This window comes from Streptococcus lutetiensis (assembly GCF_900475675.1).
In the GTDB taxonomy this organism is placed as follows: Bacteria; Bacillota; Bacilli; order Lactobacillales; family Streptococcaceae; genus Streptococcus; species Streptococcus lutetiensis.
Window position 1 is genome coordinate 165,929 of sequence record NZ_LS483403.1, and the last position, 22,155, is coordinate 188,083.

22 protein-coding genes and 3 pseudogenes are annotated in these 22,155 nt (G+C 37.7%); 22 read left to right on the forward strand and 3 right to left on the reverse strand.

What is annotated here, in order from left to right:
• The first annotated feature begins 188 nt into the window (after positions 1-188).
• Both DQN23_RS01035 and DQN23_RS01040 read left to right on the forward strand, forming a co-directional pair.
• A complete protein-coding gene (locus DQN23_RS01035) occupies positions 189-503 on the forward strand; it encodes a PTS cellobiose transporter subunit IIB (protein WP_020916043.1) in 315 nt (104 codons plus the stop codon).
• 16 nt (positions 504-519) lie between these two features.
• Entirely contained in the window at positions 520-837 is a 318-nt protein-coding gene (locus tag DQN23_RS01040; RefSeq protein WP_024344555.1) for a PTS cellobiose transporter subunit IIA, read from the forward strand.
• A 173-nt stretch (positions 838-1,010) separates the two neighbouring features.
• Here the strand turns inward: DQN23_RS01040 and DQN23_RS01045 are convergent, their stop codons facing one another.
• A complete protein-coding gene (locus tag DQN23_RS01045; protein ID WP_111712578.1) occupies positions 1,011-2,411 on the reverse strand; it encodes a glycoside hydrolase family 1 protein in 1,401 nt (466 codons plus the stop codon).
• A gap of 158 nt (positions 2,412-2,569) precedes the next feature.
• Here DQN23_RS01045 and celB point away from each other — a divergent pair, with 158 nt between their 5' ends.
• The 4 genes and pseudogenes from celB to DQN23_RS09630 form a co-directional block, all read left to right on the forward strand.
• Positions 2,570-3,838, forward strand: coding sequence for a PTS cellobiose transporter subunit IIC (gene celB, locus DQN23_RS01050; RefSeq protein ID WP_111712579.1), 1,269 nt, complete (start codon positions 2,570-2,572; stop codon positions 3,836-3,838).
• Between the two features lie 52 nt (positions 3,839-3,890).
• A complete protein-coding gene (locus tag DQN23_RS01055) occupies positions 3,891-4,616 on the forward strand; it encodes a GntR family transcriptional regulator (protein WP_111712580.1) in 726 nt (241 codons plus the stop codon).
• 73 nt (positions 4,617-4,689) lie between these two features.
• Positions 4,690-5,640, forward strand: a complete 951-nt coding sequence (manA, locus tag DQN23_RS01060) for a mannose-6-phosphate isomerase, class I (RefSeq protein WP_058692886.1) — start codon at positions 4,690-4,692, stop codon at positions 5,638-5,640.
• Positions 5,641-5,737: 97 nt separating this feature from the next.
• Positions 5,738-5,824: pseudogene (locus tag DQN23_RS09630) on the forward strand (transposase); the annotation flags it as partial.
• 54 nt (positions 5,825-5,878) lie between these two features.
• Here DQN23_RS09630 and DQN23_RS01065 read toward each other — a convergent pair.
• A pseudogene (locus DQN23_RS01065) lies at positions 5,879-6,130 on the reverse strand (cellulase family glycosylhydrolase); the annotation flags it as partial.
• Between the two features lie 465 nt (positions 6,131-6,595).
• Here DQN23_RS01065 and DQN23_RS01070 point away from each other — a divergent pair.
• The 7 genes from DQN23_RS01070 (at position 6,596) to DQN23_RS01100 (ending at position 13,914) form a co-directional block, all read left to right on the forward strand.
• Positions 6,596-7,309: a GntR family transcriptional regulator gene (locus DQN23_RS01070; protein ID WP_111712581.1), complete on the forward strand. Its 714-nt coding sequence runs from the start codon at positions 6,596-6,598 to the stop codon at positions 7,307-7,309.
• Between the two features lie 33 nt (positions 7,310-7,342).
• Complete coding sequence (locus tag DQN23_RS01075; RefSeq protein ID WP_058833279.1) at positions 7,343-8,206, forward strand: ROK family protein; 864 nt, start codon at positions 7,343-7,345, stop codon at positions 8,204-8,206.
• A 9-nt stretch (positions 8,207-8,215) separates the two neighbouring features.
• On the forward strand, positions 8,216-8,857 hold the full coding sequence (locus DQN23_RS01080) for an SGNH/GDSL hydrolase family protein (RefSeq protein WP_020916052.1): 642 nt from the start codon (positions 8,216-8,218) through the stop codon (positions 8,855-8,857).
• 152 nt (positions 8,858-9,009) lie between these two features.
• A complete protein-coding gene (locus DQN23_RS01085; RefSeq protein ID WP_020916053.1) occupies positions 9,010-11,232 on the forward strand; it encodes a RelA/SpoT family protein in 2,223 nt (740 codons plus the stop codon).
• Positions 11,233-11,359: 127 nt separating this feature from the next.
• Positions 11,360-11,803, forward strand: coding sequence for a D-aminoacyl-tRNA deacylase (gene dtd / locus DQN23_RS01090; protein WP_058813600.1), 444 nt, complete (start codon positions 11,360-11,362; stop codon positions 11,801-11,803).
• Positions 11,804-11,832: 29 nt separating this feature from the next.
• Positions 11,833-12,681 carry a helix-turn-helix domain-containing protein gene (locus DQN23_RS01095; protein WP_111712582.1) on the forward strand — a complete coding sequence of 283 codons (849 nt, stop codon included), beginning with the start codon at positions 11,833-11,835 and terminating at the stop codon, positions 12,679-12,681.
• Between the two features lie 99 nt (positions 12,682-12,780).
• Entirely contained in the window at positions 12,781-13,914 is a 1,134-nt protein-coding gene (locus tag DQN23_RS01100) for an ABC transporter ATP-binding protein (RefSeq protein ID WP_020916056.1), read from the forward strand.
• Between the two features lie 137 nt (positions 13,915-14,051).
• Here DQN23_RS01100 and DQN23_RS01105 read toward each other — a convergent pair whose 3' ends face one another.
• Positions 14,052-14,822, reverse strand: a complete 771-nt coding sequence (locus DQN23_RS01105; protein WP_111712583.1) for a DeoR/GlpR family DNA-binding transcription regulator — start codon at positions 14,820-14,822, stop codon at positions 14,052-14,054.
• A 299-nt stretch (positions 14,823-15,121) separates the two neighbouring features.
• Between DQN23_RS01105 and lacA the strand changes: the two genes are divergently transcribed.
• From lacA to DQN23_RS09635, 9 genes and pseudogenes are all read left to right on the forward strand, one after another.
• Positions 15,122-15,547, forward strand: a complete 426-nt coding sequence (lacA, locus tag DQN23_RS01110) for a galactose-6-phosphate isomerase subunit LacA (protein WP_074639666.1) — start codon at positions 15,122-15,124, stop codon at positions 15,545-15,547.
• A 16-nt stretch (positions 15,548-15,563) separates the two neighbouring features.
• The gene (gene lacB / locus DQN23_RS01115; protein ID WP_020916059.1) at positions 15,564-16,079 is read left to right on the forward strand and encodes a galactose-6-phosphate isomerase subunit LacB; all 516 of its coding nucleotides are present in this window, start codon (positions 15,564-15,566) and stop codon (positions 16,077-16,079) included.
• A gap of 11 nt (positions 16,080-16,090) precedes the next feature.
• On the forward strand, positions 16,091-17,023 hold the full coding sequence (locus DQN23_RS01120) for a tagatose-6-phosphate kinase (protein ID WP_111712584.1): 933 nt from the start codon (positions 16,091-16,093) through the stop codon (positions 17,021-17,023).
• A 5-nt stretch (positions 17,024-17,028) separates the two neighbouring features.
• Entirely contained in the window at positions 17,029-18,024 is a 996-nt protein-coding gene (gene lacD / locus DQN23_RS01125) for a tagatose-bisphosphate aldolase (RefSeq protein WP_058833277.1), read from the forward strand.
• A gap of 97 nt (positions 18,025-18,121) precedes the next feature.
• Positions 18,122-19,018 carry an aldose 1-epimerase family protein gene (locus tag DQN23_RS01130; RefSeq protein ID WP_111712585.1) on the forward strand — a complete coding sequence of 299 codons (897 nt, stop codon included), beginning with the start codon at positions 18,122-18,124 and terminating at the stop codon, positions 19,016-19,018.
• Between the two features lie 201 nt (positions 19,019-19,219).
• Complete coding sequence (locus DQN23_RS01135) at positions 19,220-20,056, forward strand: PRD domain-containing protein (RefSeq protein ID WP_111712586.1); 837 nt, start codon at positions 19,220-19,222, stop codon at positions 20,054-20,056.
• A gap of 10 nt (positions 20,057-20,066) precedes the next feature.
• Entirely contained in the window at positions 20,067-21,467 is a 1,401-nt protein-coding gene (gene lacG, locus DQN23_RS01140) for a 6-phospho-beta-galactosidase (protein ID WP_111712587.1), read from the forward strand.
• Between the two features lie 102 nt (positions 21,468-21,569).
• Positions 21,570-21,890, forward strand: coding sequence for a PRD domain-containing protein (locus DQN23_RS01145; protein ID WP_267895303.1), 321 nt, complete (start codon positions 21,570-21,572; stop codon positions 21,888-21,890).
• 12 nt (positions 21,891-21,902) lie between these two features.
• Positions 21,903-22,115 (forward strand): annotated as a pseudogene (locus tag DQN23_RS09635) (PRD domain-containing protein); the annotation flags it as partial.
• Positions 22,116-22,155 lie beyond the last annotated feature (40 nt).

Sequence of the window (22,155 nt, forward strand, 5' to 3'; positions counted from 1 at the left end):
AAATGAATAGACAAGCAATTAGATTTGAAAATAGGAGTAGTGCTGTTTTGCGAAAATGCATAAAAGTTTACTCTTTTATTTTAAAAGACTAGACTTATTAAAATAACTGTGATATACTTTTATTAAAGATGTTGGTAGCGCAATCATTTACAGTTACTAAGTCTATTATTTAAAAGGGGAGAATAACCATGGCAAAAGCATTAATTATCTGTGTTGCCGGAATGTCATCATCACTTATGGCACAAAAAACAACAGATTATTTTAAAACACAAGGAAAAGACATTACTGTTGAAGCAATCAGTTCAAACGAAGGGGAACGTGTGATTACTGATGCTACTTATGATTTGTACCTTGTTAGTCCACAAGCTACAATGTATTACAACCAATTTGCGGCAGCGGGTGAAAAATCAGGGCGACCTGTTGTCAAAGTTCCACCACAAGCTTACGTTCCAATCCCAATGGGTGTTGAGAAAATGGCTAATTTGATTTTGGAAAATATTTAATGAGGTGCTGCTAGATATGACTGAAGAAGAATTACAACTTGCTGCTTTTGAAATTATTTTACACAGCGGCACAGCCCGCACCTCTGTTCACGAAGCTCTTGATGCTATGAAAAATGGAGCATTTCAAGAGGCTGAAGAAAAATTAGCTGCAGCTGATGAAGAACTTTTACAGGCTCACCATGCTCAGACTGATTTGCTACAGAAATATGCAAGCGGTACCGAAATCAAAATTGAAATCATCATGGTTCACGCACAAGACCACTTGATGACAACAATGACACTGAAAGAAGTTGCCATCGAAATGATGCACATGTACAAAAAAATCAACGCTTAAACAAACACCATCTTTGATGGTGTTTTCTTAAATGAATTGCATTAAATAACACCTTATCGTTATCTGATAAGGTGTTTTTGTGAAATTAATAAAAGGATTTATGAGGAAAGCTCTTCTTTGAGGAGTAAGTAGAGCTAGGAATTGTTGAATTCTACTGGGATTAAGGTAGTGAATTAATCTTCAAATCCGTTATCGATGGTTACTTGTTTGAACCATTCACCAGATTTTTTAATAGTTTTGATTTGTGTATGGATATTATTTGAGATGAAACCGTAGCGGTTACGGTAAGCATTCATCCAAGACCAGCAATCGATTGGTGTCCAAAGGTGATAGCCAAAGCAGTTTGAACCTTCTTGGATACCACGGTGAAGGCAAGCCAAGTGTTCTTTGATGAAGTCGATGCGGTAATCATCTTGGATTTTTCCATTTTCATCCATGAAGCGTTCTTCGCGAGAAACACCCATACCATTTTCTGAGACAAACCAAGGGATATTTTTATAGTTATCACGAATGTTAATGGCGATGTCGTAAATGGCTTCTGGGTAGATTTCCCAACCTTTGTCGATGTTCATGCGACGACCTGGCATGTTGTATTCGTCATAGTAACGATTTGGCATCCAAGCACCGACAGAATTTGGTGCGATGTCTGGTGCTTTCACACGATTTGGGTGATAGAAGTTAACACCTAAGAAATCAATGGTATTTTCTTTAAAAATTTGAGCATCTTCAGGTTCTGTTTGCCAGATGACGCCATCTTTTTTGAGAATTTCTTCAAGTTCTTCTGGGAAATGCCCATTGATTGCTGGCTCAAGGAACATTTTGTTGTTCCAAAGTTCAGCAAAGTGTGCAGCAGCTTGGTCTTCTTTAGAATCAGAAGCAGCATAAGTTGGTGTTAAGTTTAAAACTGTACCAATGTGACCACCGTCTTTGTCTAAACCAAGTTCTCTGAATTTAGCGATGGCTTTTGCTGAAGCGATGTTTAAGTTGTAGGCAACTTGAACAGCTTTTTTACCATCAACTAATTTTGGATAGTGGAATTGATAGAGGTATTCACCGTCGACAACAACCATTGGTTCGTTGTGAGTTGTCCAGTCTTTGACGCGGTCACCGAAAGCCTTGAAAGCTTGTTCAGCAAAACCAACATAAAGGTCAACCACGTGGCGTGATTCCCAACCTCCATATTTGTGATAAAGCTCGACAGGTAAATCAAAATGGTGTAGGTTCATAATTGGACGAATGCCATTTTCGATGAAGCAGTCAATAACGTCATTATAGAAGTCTACTGCATCTTGATTAACGGTATTTTTTTCGAGGTCATCAATCAAGCGTGTCCATTGAATAGAAGTACGAACACTGTTGAGACCGATTTTCTTCATCAAAGCAATGTCTTCTTTGTAACTATTATAGAAGTTTGATGCTGTGTCTGGACCAACTTGGTTGTAAAAAGCTTCAGGTTCTATTTCGTACCAGTAATCAAACATATTGGCATGTTTTTTATGGAAACGACCCTCGCTTTGAGGACCAGATGTCGCAGCTCCCCACCAGAAGTCTTCTGGAAATGTGTAAGTTGCCATAAGATTCTCCTTAAAAATATATATTTTTTGATTTTACAAGTACAATTATACACTTTTTAAAATAAAAGACAATATTTTTATATAAAAAGACTAGACTTTTACAAAAAATAAGTTATAATGATAATGTAAAAACAAACTTAATGGAAAGAGGAGTGTTTATGAACAAGTTTCTAGATGCTATCAGTGACAAACTTTTGCCTTTGGCAAACAAATTGGCTTCCAATCGCTACTTGTCGATTTTACGTGATGCCTTCATGCTTGCCTTCCCGTTGACCATGTTTGGATCAATTGTTGTCGTTATTTCTAACCTTCCTTTTTTAAACGATGGCACGAAAGCGCTTTTATCAAGTCTGTTTGGTAATGCACAAAATGCGACAATGTCGATTATGACCGTCTTTGTAACCTGGGGGATTGGTTACTACCTATCTAAATCATATGATGAAGATGGTATTTTTGGCGGAGCAATTGCATTTGCAAGTTTCCTTCTTTTAACACCGTTTTACACTTTGACAGATAAAGGTCAAGAAGTATCTAACGTTCTTAGCCTAGATCGCTTAGGGGCAAAAGGCATGTTCCTAGGAATGATTGTGTCATTTATCGCAACTGAAATTTACTGCCGCGTCAGCAAAAAAGGTTGGCAAATTAAAATGCCTGACAGCGTGCCACCTGCAGTTGCAAAATCATTTGCTGCTTTGATTCCAGCAGTTTTGACATTATCAATCTTCACAGCGCTTAATGCAATCGTAACAGGTGCTTTCAATACAAACCTTCACGATGTGATTTATAATGTTATCCAAATGCCTTTGGTTGGTCTTGGTAGTAGTATTTGGGCGACACTTATTGCTATCTTTTTTATCCAATTCTTGTGGTTCTTTGGTCTTCACGGACAAATCCTTGTTAACTCTGTTATGGACCCAATTTGGAACACTTTGATGTATGATAACTTGGATGCTTATAAAGCAGGTGAACATATTCCTCACATTATTTCAAAACCATTCATGGAAACATTCACTGTTGGTCTTGGTGGTTCAGGGATGACTCTTGCGGTCGTTATCATCATGGCATTTATCATGAAGAAAAAACAATACCGTGACGTTGGTCGTTTGGCACTTGGTGCTGGTATCTTTAACGTTAATGAACCTGTTATCTTTGGTTTGCCAATCGTTTTGAATGCTACAATTCTTATTCCTTGGGTGATTTCACCAATCATCGTTACAGCTCTTAACTACTTCGTAATGGCAATTGGCCTTGTTCCTGCACCAACAGGAGTATCTGTTCCTTGGACTGTGCCAGTCTTCTTTAGTGGTATAATTGCGACAAACTCACTTGCTGGCGGTCTTCTTCAAATTATTGACTGCTTGATTGTCGGATTTATCTGGCTACCATTCTTGCATATGCTGGACAAACAACCTGATTCTGCGCTATAATAAGACTATAAGTTTTAAAAATTAGTCTATATAAGTGGAATAGGAGCGATCTATGTCAAAATATGAAGAGATTGCAGGGATTATTCGAACAAGGATTTCAGACGGAACTTACCCAATTGATTCGATGCTGCCGATTCAATCTAACTTGGCAAAAGAATTTGGGGTAAGTCGAATGACTATCAAAAAAGCTATTGAGATGTTAACCATTGAAGGTTTGGTCCTTTCAAAACAAGGTAATGGAACGAAAGTTTTAAATTCATCGTTTTGGGATAAAGAGGATTCGAGATTTCGATTGAACAACTACAATGGCTTAAGCCACGACATGAAGGATGATTCTCGCAAATTAACGAGCAAAATCATTGAATTTACCGTTGAATTTCCTGATGTGGAGATTGCTGAACGTCTTCAGGTCGAACAATCAGCACCAGTTTACAAAATTATTCGTCTACGTTTGCTAGATGGTAAACCATATGCTCTTGAGCATACTTATATGGCGTGTGACTTGGTTCCTGGATTGGATGATAGCATTTTGTTGGCATCGGTTTATGATTATCTTTGGAACACTTTGCATCTTAAATTTGCTGGATCTTATCGTCATATCACTGCTGAAAAACCTGATCAATACGATAAAGACTATTTAGCTTGTCGGGATGATGATCCTATTTTGCAAGTGGAACAAGTTGTTTATTTGGAAAATGGTAGACCAATTGAGTATTCACGCACGAGAAATCGTTATGATGTACGCGGATATTCACTGTTGGATGTTAAGAATATTTAGCTGGGAAACCCAAAAGAACTTTGGGTTTCTTCGTGGTAGACAAGCAGATTTGCTTGAAGAAAGGAAATTTTTTATGGCAGAACCATTATTTTTAAAAGCACAAATGCATGATAAAATTTGGGGCGGAACAAAACTTCGCGACGAATTTGGTTACGATATTCCGACTGAAACGACTGGTGAATATTGGGCTATTTCAGCTCACCCAAATGGTGTTTCAATTGTGGATAATGGTACATATAAAGGTGAAGGTTTAGATAAACTTTATCGTGAGCACAAAGAACTTTTTGGAAGTCCAAAATCAGAAGTCTTTCCATTATTGACAAAAATTCTTGATGCTAACGATTGGCTTAGTGTACAAGTTCACCCAGATGATGCTTATGCCCTTGAACATGAAGGTGAACTCGGTAAGACAGAATGTTGGTATGTCATTGCTGCTGATGAAGATTCAGAAATCATTTATGGTCATAATGCCAAATCAAAAGAAGAACTTGCTGAGATGATTGAAGCAGGCAAATGGGACGATTTGTTGACAAAAGTTCCAGTCAAAGCTGGTGATTTCTTCTACGTACCAAGTGGTACAATGCACGCTATCGGTAAAGGTATCTTGATTTTGGAAACACAACAATCAAGTGATACAACTTATCGTGTTTACGATTTTGACCGTCGTGATGCGGCTGGAAACCTTCGCGACTTGCACATTAAACAATCAATTGATGTTCTAACAATTGGTGAACCTGCAAACAGCACACCTGTGACTGTAGATGTGGATAACTTGAGTTCAAGCCTTTTGGTGTCAAATGAATTCTTCGCTGTTTACAAATGGGTTGTGTCAGGTGCCGTAAACTTTACCCAAACAGCGCCATATTTGTTAGTAAGTGTTCTTTCAGGTCAAGGTAGCTTGACTGTGGATAACCGTGTTTATAACCTTAAAAAAGGTGATCATTTCATCTTGCCAAACGATGTAAAATCATGGCAACTTAATGGCGATTTAGAAATTATCGCTAGCCATCCAAATGAAAAATAAATGTTCGTAAGCATGAGTGAAATAAAAAATCCGAGAGACATTCTGAACCGCACCCCAAAAGTTAGACACAAAATCTAACGATTGGGGTGCTTTTTGTATGAAATTAACTTATGAAGATAAACTAGAAATCTATAAACTCAGAAAACAAGGTGTGTCTTGGCCTCAGCTGGGTCAAACCTATGATGGTATTTTTTATTCCAACGTTACGAAGTTTGGAGATAACTTGTTGATAACCTGCTGCCCAGTTTGAACTATCCCAAGCTCCGCCCCATTCATTGGCAATATTTAAGATGACGTGGTCTTCGTTTCCAATGAGAGCATCTTTCATTTCCATCCAGTAATTAGCAGTATTTTCCAAATATTGAATGTTCTCTGAACCAGTAGCATCGTGTGCTTCGACGATAGCAATCAAGTGGTTGTCTTTACAAAGTGTGATGAGTTTTTGAATTTCTGTTAGTGAAGTTTTGCTGTATTGCTGCCCGTCTCCCATAACGATACGAATACAGTTTTATTAGTTTTCTCCCCCTAAAAAAGTTTTAGGCCCTTATGTTTTGAATGTAACTTTTTTCCGCGGTTAATAAAGTAATTGTATACAAATAATCAAAAAAAGTTTCAGGAAGCGCATTCTAAAAAAGCATAACATAATTATTTGTAAAAATATATACTTTTATAAAATAAGATGATAAAATGGAGCTGTCAAAAGAAAGAGGTGGCGAATAGCTTATTGATTGACAAATTTATTATCCGATAATTGAAAAATTTTATTAGTTAACCATAAAAATCAGAGCAACTTTTAAAATCTCCTGGGCTGTTTTGATTTTTTATGGTTACATTTTATGGGAAAATGTATCATTTGCAAGAAATTATCAATTAACATTTGGAACTTTAGCTCTTCTAGTTTAAAATATAGATAATAATATGCATTAGTTTATATATTAGATTTAGAGGAGAAGTAATGGAAAAATATAACCTTATTGCAAATGATGTGCGTAAGAAAATTTTAGAAGGTGTTTATCAACCGAATGAACAACTGCCTTTTGAAAAAGATTTTTGTCGCACGTACAAGGTTAGTAAGATGACGGTCAAAAAAGCCTTAGATATTCTCGTTACAGAAGGCTTGATTTACAAACGTCGTGGGGCAGGGACTTTTGTTATGGACCTGTCAGTTGAAAAAATGAAGAAAATGTTGATGGATATCCAAATGATGGGGACAACAGCATTTTATCCAGACAAAAAAATTACAAGTCGCGTGATTGATTTTACGGTTGTGAAAGCAGATGTGAAAATTGCAGAAAAACTAAAAATTAAGGAAACAAGCTTCGTTTATAAAATTCATCGTGTCCGCTTAGTTGATGATAAACCAACGGTTATCGAAGAAACTTACATGCCAATCGATTTGATTACAAGTTTGAAAATCGAGCATGTGGAAAATTCGATTTATGATTATATTGAAAATGATCTTGGTTTAAAAATTCAATCAGGCCACCGTACGATTACTGTTCGTCGTACGACGGATGAGGAAGCTAATTACTTGTCACTTGAAAAAGGTGACCCAGTAGCAGTAGCTGTTCAAACGGGTTATTTAACAAATGGTGCTGCGTTTGAATATTCAATTAGTACACATCGCTATGATGAATTTTCATTAGAGATTGTTTTAACACACCGCTAGCAGTGTTTTTGCTAGGTAGAAATGGAGAAGAAAATGAATTTAGTCGTGTTTGATATTGGTGGAACTTCTGTGAAATATGGCCGTTACCAAGATAGTGCCATTGATAAAAAAGGTTCCTTTCCAACTCCCAAAACTTGGGAAGAAATGAAAGAAAACTTGCATCGTGTCTTTACAGAATTGTCAGATGCAGATACCAAAGGGGTTGCTATTTCAAGCCCTGGTGCTGTGGATACTGAAGAAGGTGTGATTAAAGGATTTAGTGCTATTCCATACATTCATAACTTCAAGATTATTGATGAATTGGAAGCTATGTTTGGCTTACCTGTGACTATCGAAAATGATGCTAACTGTGCTGGCCTTGCTGAAAGTCAATTTGGTATCGGAAAAGATAGCAAAAAATCAATTTATTTCATTCTTGGGACAGGTATTGGTGGTGCAGTTTGCCTTGATGGTAAATTGTACAAAGGAAGTAGTCTTTACGGTGGTGAATTTGGTTTCATGATTATCAAAGACGGCATTACGCTTAGTAACCTAGCTAGTCCCGTTGCCGTGGCTAAAAAATACGCTAAAGAGCATGGCTTGACTGATTTTACTGGCAAAGATTTATTTGATTTAGCAGATGCTGGCAATAGTGATGCTAAGGCTGCCTTGTCAGAAATGTATGATGTCATTGCTATCGGTATTTTCAACTGCCTTGTCAGCATTAACCCTGATTTGGTTGGTATTGGTGGCGGTATTTCTGCGCGTGAAGATTTGGTGCCAGAGCTTGATAAACGTATCAAAGCTTTGATTGAAATAACAAATGCGCGTGAATTAGACTATCAATTAAAAGTCTGTCAATTTAGGAATGATGCCAATCTATTTGGAGCTGTTTCTAACTTTTTAAACACAAAGTGAGGCAGCCATATGGAAATTAGAAAGAATGACCGTATTGTCTTTTTTGGTGATAGTATCACTGAGTGGGGACGTGACAAAGCGGACCCAGTAAGTCTCGGAACTGGCTTTGTGAGCTTAGTAGCAGCTGATTTGTTGGAGCATCATAGAGATTTTCATTTACAATGTTTCAACCGAGGAATCGGTGGCAATAAAGTTCAAGATTTGTTGGACCGCGTTGATACTGACTGCCTTTCTTTGAAGCCAGATGTTGTGATTTTAATGGTTGGGATTAACGATGTTTGGCATTTAGTTGGTAAAGATGGTTTTGCTAGCGATAGCGAGCAAGAGCGTTTTGAGACGATTTATCGACAATTGTTGCAAAGTTTGAAGAGTGCGGGAGTTGAGCGAATTTTGCTGATGGAACCTTATGTTCTAGATTACCCAGAAGACCGTATGACTTGGCGTAAAGACCTTGATCCAAAGATTCAGATTGTCCGCCACTTGGCGCGTGAATTCAGTCTTAAATTAGTTCCGCTTGATGGTTTGATGAATGAGCAAGCTTTGCTTAATGGCAGACGCGAACTGACAGGTGAAGACGGTGTTCATCCAACCTTGGCAGGAGCAACCGTTATCGCTCAAGAAATTTTAAAACGCCTGACTTTTGTTTACTGACATAATGTACCAGATTTTGGTTGAAAACTAAAAAGTTGACCTGAACAGTTTTTGGTTCAGGTCTTTTTATCTAATGCATTGGTATTTTGGGGCGTTTAGTGTTAAAATAGTAACAATATAAATCTGTATGCGAGAGAAAAGAAGAGGTCCTTATGGCAAAAATTGTGAATTTGACGGGTGAAGAGGTGGTTGCACTCACAGCCCAATACATGAGCGAATCTGATGTGGCGATTGTTCAAAAAGCATTGGATTACGCGACAAAAGCACATATCTCACAAGTTAGGCAATCAGGCGAGCCTTATATCATCCATCCTATCCAAGTTGCAGGTATTTTAGCAGATTTGCATCTTGATGTGGTGACAGTGGCTTGTGGTTTTTTGCATGACGTTGTTGAAGATACTGAGATTACTTTAGATGAAATCGAAGCTGAATTTGGTAAAGATGTTCGTGATATTGTCGATGGTGTTACAAAACTTGGTAAAGTTGAGTACAAATCACATGAAGAGCAATTGGCTGAAAATCACCGTAAGATGCTTATGGCCATGTCTAAAGATATTCGTGTGATTTTGGTAAAACTTGCCGACCGTCTTCATAATATGCGCACTTTGAAGCATCTTCGTAAGGACAAGCAAGAACGCATTTCACGTGAAACCATGGAAATTTATGCTCCCCTTGCTCATCGTTTGGGGATTAGCCGCATTAAGTGGGAATTGGAAGATTTGTCATTCCGTTACCTCAATGAAATTGAGTTCTACAAGATTTCGCACATGATGAACGAAAAACGTCGTGAACGTGAAGCTCTGGTTGATGAAATCGTCAAGAAAATTAAAGATTACACTGAAGAACAAGGGCTTTACGGAGACGTTTACGGTCGTCCAAAACACATTTATTCTATTTATCGCAAAATGCGTGATAAAAAGAAACGATTTGACCAAATCTATGATTTGATTGCCATTCGTTGTATCATGGAAACCCCTAGCGATGTTTACGCTATGGTTGGTTATATTCATGAATTGTGGCGTCCAATGCCAGGGCGTTTCAAAGATTATATTGCTGCGCCTAAAGCCAACGGTTACCAATCTATTCACACGACTGTTTACGGACCAAAAGGACCAATCGAAATTCAAATCCGTACCAAAGAAATGCACCAAGTCGCTGAATACGGGGTTGCTGCTCACTGGGCTTACAAAAAAGGGATTAAAGGCAAGGTTGACAGTCAAGAACAAGCTGTCGGCATGAGCTGGATTAAAGAATTGGTTGAATTGCAAGACGCGTCAAACGGTGATGCGGTAGACTTTGTTGATTCAGTTAAACAAGATATTTTCTCAGAACGTATCTATGTCTTCACCCCAACAGGTGCCGTGCAAGAGTTGCCAAAAGACTCTGGGCCAATTGATTTTGCTTACGCCATTCATACCCAAGTTGGCGAAAAGACTGTTGGTGCTAAGGTTAATGGTCGTATGGTACCACTAACTGCCAAACTTAAAACAGGTGATGTGGTTGAAATTGTAACCAACCCAAATTCATTTGGACCAAGCCGCGACTGGATTAAAATTGTTAAGACAAACAAAGCCCGCAACCGCATCCGCCAATTCTTGAAAAATCAAGATAAGGAATTGTCAGTCAACAAGGGTCGTGAGCTTTTGGTGGATTATTTCCAAGACCAAGGTTATGTGGCTAACAAATACTTGGATAAAAAACACCTTGAAGCCATTTTGCCACGTTTCAGTGTTCGTAGCGAAGAAGCTCTTTATGCGGCAGTTGGTTTCGGTGAAATTAGTGCGGCAGCTGTTTTCAATCGTCTAACGGAAAAAGAACGCCGCGAAGAGGAACGTGCTAAAGCGAAAGCAGAAGCAGATGAGCTCATGAATGGTGGCGAAATCAAGACAGAAAATAAAGAAGTCTTGAAAGTTCGCAGTGAAAATGGTGTTATCATTCAAGGAGCGTCAGGTCTTTTGATGCGTATCGCTAAATGTTGTAACCCAGTCCCGGGTGACCCAATTGAAGGTTATATTACCAAAGGACGTGGAGTTGCCATTCACCGTGCGGATTGCCACAATATTAAGAGCCAAGAAGGCTATGAGCAACGTCTTATCGAGGTCGAATGGGACGATGCTACTAGCGCTAATAATGATTACATCGCTGAAATTGATATTTATGGTCTTAACCGTTCAGGGCTTCTAAATGATGTTCTTCAAGTCCTTTCAAACGTTACTAAGAATATTTCAACCGTTAATGCCCAACCAAGTAAAGATATGAAATTCGCAAATATCCACGTTAGTTTCACAATTCCAAACTTGACGGAATTGACTGCTGTTGTCGATAAAATTAAAATCATCCCAGACGTTTACTCTGTCAAACGTACAAATGGATAACTAAAATGAGCTGATAATGCAGCTCATTTTTTGGTTTGGAAGAGAAAAGGTAAGTGCTTTTTTTATTTTTCTGAAAATGTTAAAATGACAATAATGAAAGCGAATTTATTTTCAGAAAGGAATAGATATGAAAGTAGTCATTCAACGTGTTAAAGAAGCACAAGTTACGATTGATGATGAGCTGGTTGGAGATATCAGTCAAGGCTTATTGTTGTTAGTTGGAGTAGGACCAGATGATGAGCAAGAAGACCTTGATTACGCTGTTCGTAAAATTACTAATATGCGTATCTTTTCAGATGATATGGGCAAGATGAATTTATCTGTCCAAGATATTAAGGGAAGTATCTTATCAGTGTCTCAATTTACTTTGTTTGCAGAGACCAAAAAAGGTAATCGGCCTGCATTTACGGGCGCTGCAAAACCTGATAAAGCTGAAAAAATGTACCTCGACTTTAATGAAGCACTTGCCCAATTCGTTCCTGTTGAAACAGGTGTTTTTGGTGCTGACATGCAAGTTAGTCTAGTCAATGACGGTCCTGTTACTATTATTTTGGATACAAAATCTCGTTAAGTTAAGTTAAGAAGGGACGGAGGTAGAAGATGTCATTAGAAAGATTATTCCCAGAAGCTGTTGAGGCTGGTAAAGTCGAACATGCAGAAGACTGGGTAGCTATTGAGGAAAATGGGCAAACTTATTACCTACCTCTAGCAAATCTGAGCGAGCGTGAAAAAGCATTACTAGCTTTGCAAAATGACGGTATTTTAGAAGACAAGGTGACTGAGAATCCTTGGTACCGTTATTTAATTCAAGATGATTTGAGTGTGGCAAAAGATTATAAAGCCTTGCAAATCATTTACATCGATCACAAGGAATCCTTGCCAGAAGAACTGTGTGATTTTTTTGTGACCTTGTTACCCAATTTACTTGCGACGGTGGTCATTTCAAAGACCAGAACACTACTCATTCTTGATCAAGAAGAGATGATTGAAGCAAAAGATTTAATCGACGATGTGCTGCCGACTTTGGAAAGTGACTTTGGTATCAAGTTAACCATTTTCTTTGGCAATGTCTGGTGTAAATTTCAAGCCGATGATTTGCCAGCTTTTTACCGTGAAGAAAGTCGCTTGTTTACCAATATGAGATATTTCCGTGGTAATGAACGAACAGTCAGTTTTTCACAAATGTTGCTGCTAGCTTATGCGTACCAGCTTGATTTGCCAGCTATTAAACATAAAATGCTACAAGCTATCGATGATAGTAAAGACATCAGACCGATTATCATGACCATGTGGCAAGAGCAGGACAATCTTGCTAAAACAGCACAAAGTCTTTATATTCACCGTAATTCCTTGCACTATAAAATCGAGAAATTTCGTCTCTTGTCAGGCTTGAATTTGAAAAACCTTAGTGATTTGGCATTTTCGTATCTCTTAATTATGGAAAATTAGTTTTGGGCATATTGCACAAAAAATCTTGTAACTCCTGTCTATATCATGTAAGCGTTATCTTTGTTATAATAAAACCACATAGATCAAAGGAGTTAAAAAATGGTAGAACTTAATCTTAATCATATTTACAAAAAATACCCAAATGCAAGCCACTATGCCGTTGAAGATTTCGATCTTGACATTAAAGATAAAGAATTCATCGTTTTCGTAGGACCTTCAGGTTGTGGTAAATCTACAACGCTTCGTATGGTTGCTGGTCTTGAAGATATCACAGAAGGTGAACTTAAAATTGACGGCGAAGTCGTTAATGATAAAGCACCAAAAGACCGTGATATTGCCATGGTTTTCCAAAACTACGCTCTTTACCCACACATGACTGTTTATGATAACATGGCATTTGGGCTAAAACTTAGAAAATATAAAAAAGATGAAATTGACAAACGTGTTCGCGAAGCCGCACAAATTCTTGGCTTGACAGAATTCCTTGAACGCAAACCTGCTGACCTTTCAGGTGGTCAACGTCAACGTGTTGCCATGGGTCGTGCTATCGTGCGTGATGCCAAAGTATTCTTGATGGACGAACCTTTGTCAAACTTGGATGCCAAACTTCGTGTGTCAATGCGTGCTGAAATTGCTAAAATTCACCGTCGTATCGGTTCAACAACAATCTACGTTACTCACGACCAAACAGAAGCCATGACACTTGCTGACCGTATTGTTATCATGAGTTCTACTAAAAACCCTGACGGTTCAGGAACAATCGGTCGTGTTGAACAAATTGGTACACCACAAGAACTTTACAACCGTCCAGCTAACAAATTCGTTGCTGGTTTCATCGGAAGTCCAGCCATGAACTTCTTTGAAGGAACAGTCAAAGATAATACCTTGGTTAGCGACTCAGGTTTCACAATTACTTTGCCAGAAGGTCAAAAGAAATTACTTGAAACTAAAGGTTACAATGGTAAAAAAGTCATCTTCGGTATCCGTCCAGAAGATATCTCAAATAACCCACTTGCTCGTGAAACATACCCAGGAGCAACTCTTGAAGCTGAAGTTACTGTTTCTGAATTGCTCGGTGCTGAAACAATGCTTTACGTTAAAGTAGGTAACACTGAACTTGTTGCTCGTGCGGATGCGCGTGATGTTTACCAACCAGGTTCAAAAGTGGAATTGACATTGAATGTTGCCAAAGGTCACTTCTTTGACTCAGAAACGGAGGTAGCTATTCGCTAATTTAACGCTATCAAAAACAGAACTCTTCTAGAATACAACCCAAAAAGCCTTACGTCTAACGACGGAGGGCTTTTTTGGGTTTTCATCATAAAATAAAGTTACTTACCAAATGATAAGTAACTTTTTATTGTCTAAACTTATTCGTCAGCGACCATGATATCAGTTAATTGACCAAATTTTTCTTTAGCATCTTCAGAAATACTAGAATCAGTGACCAGGTGATCGATTTTGCTAACATTGTAGAAATCATAAAAATCGTATTTATTGAATTTTTCATGGTCGACGAGAAGGAATTTTTCAAAGGCATTATCAAGAGCAATGCGTTGAATTTCTCCTTCATTTTCGCTGTAAGTGGCTACAGAATTCCCAAAGACACCATTGGCACTGACAAATGCTTTTGAGAATTTGAGATTTTGCAAGTAGTTAGCAGTCAGTGAGCCGACAAAGGCACCTGTAATATCACGATATTCACCGCCGGTTAAGATTAAATCGGTGCTTTTATTTTGATTTAAAATAGTGAATACTGGCAAACTATTTGTCACGACACGGATGTTTTTGGCAATAAGTTCGTGAGCAAAATGTTCCAGCGTTGTTCCAGGACCGATGAAAACTGTTTCGCCATCTTGGATGAATTGACTTGCAAATTTTGCAATAGCGCGTTTTTCTTCAATTTGTAGTTCTTGTTTTTCAGTGTTTGATTTTTCGTATTTAGGTTTTACTTTTGGTGTATCGATACTTTGGGCGCCACCATGGATACGAATCAACAAACCTTCTTTATCGAGTTCGTCAAGGTCACGACGAACAGTCATATCTGAAACACCAAGTTCTTTAATGATGTCGTTAACAGTAATAACACCTTTTACGTTGATTTTCTCAAGAATCCACTGGAGGCGTTCTTTTTTTAACATACTAAACTCCTTTCTTTTTTATTTCTCTTTGTCATTATCATAGCACAATTAAATTACTAACTCAACAAATAAGAAAAAAAAGAAACAATTCGAAACATTGTCGTCATAAAGGTAACAATTACTGAAAATAAAGGATTTCTATGACGTTGTTTTCAATGAAGAAAACAAAAATCAACAAACATTTTTAAAAAATACTAAACAAATATGTTGACAAATGTTTGTTTTAGTTTTATTATATAAACATAAAAAAACGTTTTTAAAAAATTATCTAGATAAAAGAAAAATTTTGAGGTGTTAAAATGACAGTTATTCTTGGTTCAGATGCTGCAGGTGAAACTTTGAAAAATATTATCAAAAATTACTTGCTTGAAAATGATTATGATGTTAAAGACGTCACAGAGGTTAATAAAGATTTCGTTGATAACACGCTTGCTGTTGCGGCTGGTGTCAACGAATCAGATGAAAATTTAGGTATTATGATTGATGCCTATGGTGCAGGTAGCTTTATGACAGCAACTAAAATCAAAGGTATGATTTGTGCGGAAGTTTCAGATGAACGCTCTGCTTATATGACACGTGCTCACAATAATGCTCGCATGATTACTATGGGTTCTGAAATTGTCGGAGTTACTTTGGCGAAAAATATTGTTAAAGGATTTTTGGAAGGTCACTATGACGGTGGTCGTCACCAAATCCGTGTCGATATGCTAAATAAAATGTGCTAGGAGCGAGGAAGATAAAATGAAAATTGCAATTGGATGTGACCATATCGTAACAACAGAAAAAATGGCAGTATCAGATTTCTTGAAATCAAAAGGTTACGAAGTAATTGACTGTGGGACTTATGACCACACACGTACGCATTACCCAATTTTTGGTAAAAAAGTCGGTGAAGCGGTGACAAGCGGTAAAGCAGATTTAGGTGTTTGTATCTGTGGAACAGGTGTTGGAATCAACAACTCTGTCAACAAAGTTCCAGGCATTCGTTCTGCTTTGGTTCGTGATATGACAACAGCGATTTACGCTAAAGAAGAATTAAATGCTAATGTCATTGGTTTTGGTGGCAAAATCACAGGTGAATTACTCATGTGCGATATTATTGAAGCCTTTATTAAAGCTGAATACAAACCAACAGCAGAAAATAAAGCTTTGATTGAAAAAATTGCACAAGTCGAAACGGTTAATGAGGACCAAACATCACTAGATTTCTTTGATGAATTTCTTGAAAAATGGGACCGTGGCGAATATCACGACTAGGAGAAAATCAGATGATTCTTACAGTAACACTGAATCCGTCAATTGATATTTCTTATCCGCTTGATGAACTAACTTTGGATACGGTCAATCGTGTTTATGAGGTTAAGAAAACAGCAGGTGGTAAGGGTTTGAACGTCACACGTGTGCTATCAGAAATTGGTGACAATGTGACTGCGACAGGCTTTATCGGTGGAAAGCTCGGTGACTTTTTAACCAGTAGGCTTGATCAAAATGGTATTCAACATCGTTTCTTTCCGATTCATGGGGAAACCCGCAATTGCATTGCGATTTTACATGAAGGTTTGCAGACAGAAGTTTTGGAAGCAGGTCCGATGATTGACCGAGATGAGGCAGATGGTTTTCTTAATCATTTTCGTTACCTTTGCCCATCTTATGAAGTCATCACGATTTCAGGAAGCCTTCCAGCGGGGCTTGAAAGCGATTATTATCAAAAAGTCATTGGCCTTGCTAATTCGCAAGGCAAAAAAGTGGTGCTAGATTGTTCTGGTAAGGCTCTGGAAGCTGTTTTAACAGGTGATGACAAACCGTTTGTTATCAAGCCAAATACAGAAGAATTATCACAACTTGTTGGAAGAGAAGTGAGCGATGATGTGGAGGAGTTAAAAGAAATCTTGCAAGATGATTTGTTTACAGGGATTGATTGGGTGGTCGTTTCACTAGGCAGCAAAGGAGCTTTTGCGAAACACGGTGACCACTATTACCGCGTTACCATTCCAAAAATTGATGTCGTCAATCCTGTTGGTTCTGGTGATTCAACGGTGGCTGGTATTGCGTCAGCAATTATCCATAACCTTTCCGACAAAGACTTCTTACGTCATGCGAATGCCCTTGGTATGCTAAACGCTCAAGAAAAAGTGACAGGTCATGTCAATATGACAAATTACGAAAACTTATTTAATCAAATTCAGGTAGAAGAGGTATAAGAAAAATGGTATTAACACAAGAAAAACGCAGATTACTTGAGAAGCTTAGTCGTGATGGCGTGATTTCTGCTTTGGCATTTGACCAACGTGGAGCACTTAAACGCATGATGGCGAAATATCAAACAGAAGAACCAACAGTTGAACAAATCGAACAATTGAAAGCCTTAGTTTCAGAAGAATTGACACCGTATGCGTCATCTATTCTTCTTGACCCTGAGTATGGTTTGCCAGCAAGTAAGGTTCGTAATGCGAATGCTGGACTTTTGCTTGCTTATGAAAAAACAGGTTATGATGCGACAACGACTAGCCGCTTGCCAGATTGCTTGGTCGAATGGTCTGCTAAACGTCTTAAAGAAGAAGGAGCTGATGCAGTGAAATTCTTGCTTTATTATGATGTTGATGGTGATGAATACGTTAATCTTCAAAAACAAGCTTATATCGAACGCATTGGTGCCGAATGTAAAGCTGAAGATATGCCATTCTTCCTTGAGATTTTGACTTATGATGAAAACATCACTGACAATACAAGCGCAGCATTTGCCAAAGTAAAACCTCACAAAGTTAACGAAGCCATGAAAGTTTTTTCTGACGACCGCTTTGGTATTGATGTGCTCAAGGTTGAAGTCCCTGTCAACATGAAATATGTTGAAGGTTTTGCGGACGGTGAAGTGGTTTACACTAAAGAAGAAGCTGCTAAAGCTTTCAAAGACCAAGAAGCAGCAAGTCATTTACCATATATCTATCTTAGCGCAGGTGTTTCAGCAAAGCTTTTCCAAGAAACGTTGGTATTTGCGGCTGAATCAGGTGCTAAATTCAATGGTGTCCTTTGCGGACGTGCTACTTGGGCTGGCTCTGTACAAGTGTATATCGAAGAAGGCGAGGCCGCAGCGCGTGAATGGCTAAGAACACAAGGACGCAAGAATATCGAAGAACTCAACGCAGTCCTTATCAAAACAGCCAGCTCATGGAGTGAGAAAGTTGTAGAACCAGCACTTGCCTAATCTAACTCACTAAAACTTCTTTTATTATTTTGTTTTTACGCGTGATGAGAATGGCAGTTATGAGGCTGTTCATTCTCATTTTATTTAGGAGAAAGTAATGGTTATTGAATTAAAAAATGATTTCTTAACAGTTCAATTTAAGGAATTTGGTGGCGCTTTGTCATCCATAAAAGATAAAGACGGCGTCGAATATTTGTGGCAAGGAAATCCAGAGTATTGGAGTTCACAAGCACCAGTATTATTTCCGATTTGTGGGAGCTTACGTGATGATGAAGCCATTTATCGTCCTTGTACGCACCCACATTTTACAGGAATCATTCCACGTCATGGCTTAGTGCGCAAGAAAAATTTTACGTATGAGCAGATATCTGATAATAGCCTAGCATTTTCTATTCGAGCAACTGATGAGACTTTGGCTAATTATCCTTATGATTTTGAATTAAGAATTGTTTATACTTTGGTTGATAAGACGATTTCTGTGACTTATCAAGTGACTAATCATGAAAAAGCTAAGGCTATGCCTTATTTTATTGGAGGACACCCAGGTTTTAATTGCCCTTTGCTTTTTGATGAGCGTTATGAAGATTATTATCTCGAATTTGAAAAAGAGGAGACTTGTACTGTGCCGGAAACTTTTCCTGAAACTGGGCTTCTTGATGTCAATAAGCGCACGCCATTTTTAGAAAAGCAAAATATTCTAAATTTGGATTATGCTTTGTTTGCCAAAGATGCCATTACTTTGGATAAATTAGCTTCACGCAGCGTTTCTTTGAAATCTCATAAACACGATAAAGGATTGCGTTTGGATTTTGAAGATTTTCCAAATTTGATTTTATGGTCAACCGTCAATAAGAGTCCTTTTATTGCTCTAGAGCCGTGGAGCGGCTTGTCAACGTCGCTTGATGAAAGTGATATTTTAGAAGATAAACGTCAAGTAACTTTTGTAGCGAGTGGGGAAACGAGTAAAAAATCCTTTGATATTACGATTTTTTGAATTTGTTTAAAATAAACAAAAAAAATCAAAAAAACACAAAGAAAGGGTTTACAAAATTAAAATTATGTGTTATATTATAATCGTAGAAATTAATAGAGTGGATTGTAACTAAGACATTAGGCAAGACCGCAAATGACCTAGAAGGGAGGATTCTAGTTTGTTTGTGGTTTTTTTATCTAGAAACCACGTGAGGAGAGTAGAATGTTTCGGATTGTACAAGCGCTCAACAATAATGTCGCTCTGGTAAAAAATGAGCAGGATGACCAAGCCGTTGTCATGGGGCTAGGGATAGTCTTTCAAAAGAAAAAAGGTGATTTAATCACTCCAAGCAAAGTCGAGAAAGTTTTCCTTTTGAAAACAGAGGAATCCAAAGAAAACTTTTTAACCCTTTTGAAAAATATTCCGCTTGATATTCTAACGGTGACTTATAACATGATTGATGATTTGGTAGCCAAATATCATTTTCCTGTTCAGGAATACCTATATGTAAGCCTTACCGACCACGTTTATTTGGTATATCAAAAGCTTTTAAAGGGAGCTTATCAGGATAGTCATTTACCAGATATTTCAGCGGCGTATGTTACTGAGTTTCAAATGGCGCAAGAAGCTGTTGCTATTTTAAGTCAAAAGTTGTCAGTAACTTTTCCAGATGATGAAGTCGGACGAATGGCTCTGCATTTCATTAATGCCAAAGGTGATTACGAAGTTTCTGATAATAACAAAGAGGATGCAACTAAAAAAGTGCTAGCTTTGATTGAGAACGAATTGGCTAAAAATAACATCAAGCGGAGCGCAGAAAACAGTAATCTTTACAACCGTTTGATGATTCATCTCACCTATCTGATTAATCGATTGCAGACAAATCAACAAGATGAAACGTCGTTAATCAATATGGAGGAATTTGTTAAATCAGATTATCCACAAGCTTATCAAATCGGACAAGCTATTTACGATGTGATTGAAAAAGAATTAGACATAGATTTATCACGCAGTGAACGTGTTTATCTAGTTATACATATTCAACGTTTATTGAAATAAGGAGAGAAAAATGTACAAATTACCAGAAGATTTTATTTTTGGTGGCGCAACAGCAGCTTACCAAGTTGAAGGTTCAACAAAAGAAGGTGGTAAAGGAGCAGTTGCTTGGGATGATTTTCTAGCTGAACAAGGTCGCTTTAGTCCAGACCCTGCAAGTGATTTTTATCACCAATACCCACAAGATATCGAACTTTGTGAAAAATTTGGTGTCAATGGGCTTCGCTTATCAATTGCTTGGAGCCGTATTTTCCCAAATGGAACTGGTGAAGTCAATCAAGAAGGTGTGGATTTCTATCACAAGGTTTTTGCAGAATGTCAAAAACGTGGCATTACAGCATTTGTAACTCTTCATCACTTTGATACACCAAAAGTTTTGTTTGACAATGGTGATTTCTTAAACCGTGACACGATTGAAGCTTTTGTTGATTATGCAAAATTCTGTTTTGAAGAATTTACAGAAGTTCGTCACTGGAGTACTTTCAATGAAATCTATCCAGTCGCAACTAACCAATATCTACTTGGAATTTTCCCACCAGCAATCAAATATGACCTGTCAAAAGTCATTCAATGTCTGCACAATATGATGTATGCGCATGCGCGTGTGGTTAATTTGTTCAAAGACGGTGGCTACCAAGGCGAAATTGGTGTGGTTCACTCTCTTGAAACAAAATACCCTGCAACTGATAGTGAAGAAGATAAACATGCCGCTTTCCTAGATGATGCTCTTTCAATTCGTTTCTTACTTGATGCAACTTATCTAGGTTATTATTCAAACGAAACAATGGAAGCGCTTAACGAAATTTGCGCAGCGAATAATGCTAGCTATGAATTCCTTGACAGCGACTTTGAAGAAATGAAAAAAGCTAGTCACCGTAACGATTATCTTGGTATTAACCATTATCAATGTCACTTTGTCAAAGCCTACAATGGTGAAAATGCTATTCATCACAACGGTACAGGCGATAAAGGAACATCTGTTTACAAAGTTAAAGGTATCGGCGAACGCATTTACAAAGAAGGTATTCCACGAACTGATTGGGACTGGCTCATTTACCCAGAAGGCTTGTATGATTTGCTTCTTCGCATCAAAGCAGATTACCCACACTATAACAAGATTTACATCACAGAAAATGGTATGGGTTACAAAGATGAATTTGATGATGGCGTTGTTATGGACACAGCTCGTATTGATTATTTGAAAGTTTACCTTCAATCTCTTGCTAAGGCAATTGAGGCTGGAGTTAATGTTAAAGGATATTTCCTATGGTCATTGATGGATTGCTTCTCATGGTCAAATGGTTATAATAAACGCTATGGTTTGTTTTATGTGGATTTTGAGACACAAAAACGTTATGCAAAAGCGTCAGCTTACTGGTATAAACACATTAGCGATACAAAAATTGTAGAATAGGGGATTTAGAAAATGGATAAAAAAGAATTGCAAATGTAAAAAGTATGTTTAGGATTCTAATTTCTATATTAATCATGGAAAAACTGAGGAATTTTATGTTTAATCAATGATGTAACTTTAACTGATCACATTTATTGTGCTTACCAGTCTATTCAAGCAGGTAACTACCAAAGTAGTAAGTTGTCAGATATTTCCAATGAGTATCCAATTGAATATCAAATTGGTGAAGAAGCTCTTTCCATTTTCAAATCAAAATTATTTGATGGTTTTCCTGAGGACGAACTTGGAAGAATTGCTATTCATTTTATAAATGCCAAGAGAGAAGGGGAAGTGACTCCATCGTTTCAGATTAGTCGAACGAAGCATATTCTTGAATTAGTTAAGCAGGAATTGTCTCGAGACAATATTGAACGAACTCCATAGAATAGTAATTTCTATGATCGTTTCATGGTTCATCTAAGTTATTTTTTGGATTATATTGATCGATCTAGGAAAGATAATACGTCCTTGCTGGGAATGGAAGAACATCTAGAGGTTTCGTATCCTAAGGCTTTTGAAATAGGAAACAGAATCTATAATGTCATTGCAAGAGAAACAGAAGTGGATTTATTCCACAGTGAGCGAATTTATATCGTTCTTCATGTTTAACGTCTCTTGTAAAAATTTAATTTGCTCTATATCATTAAAA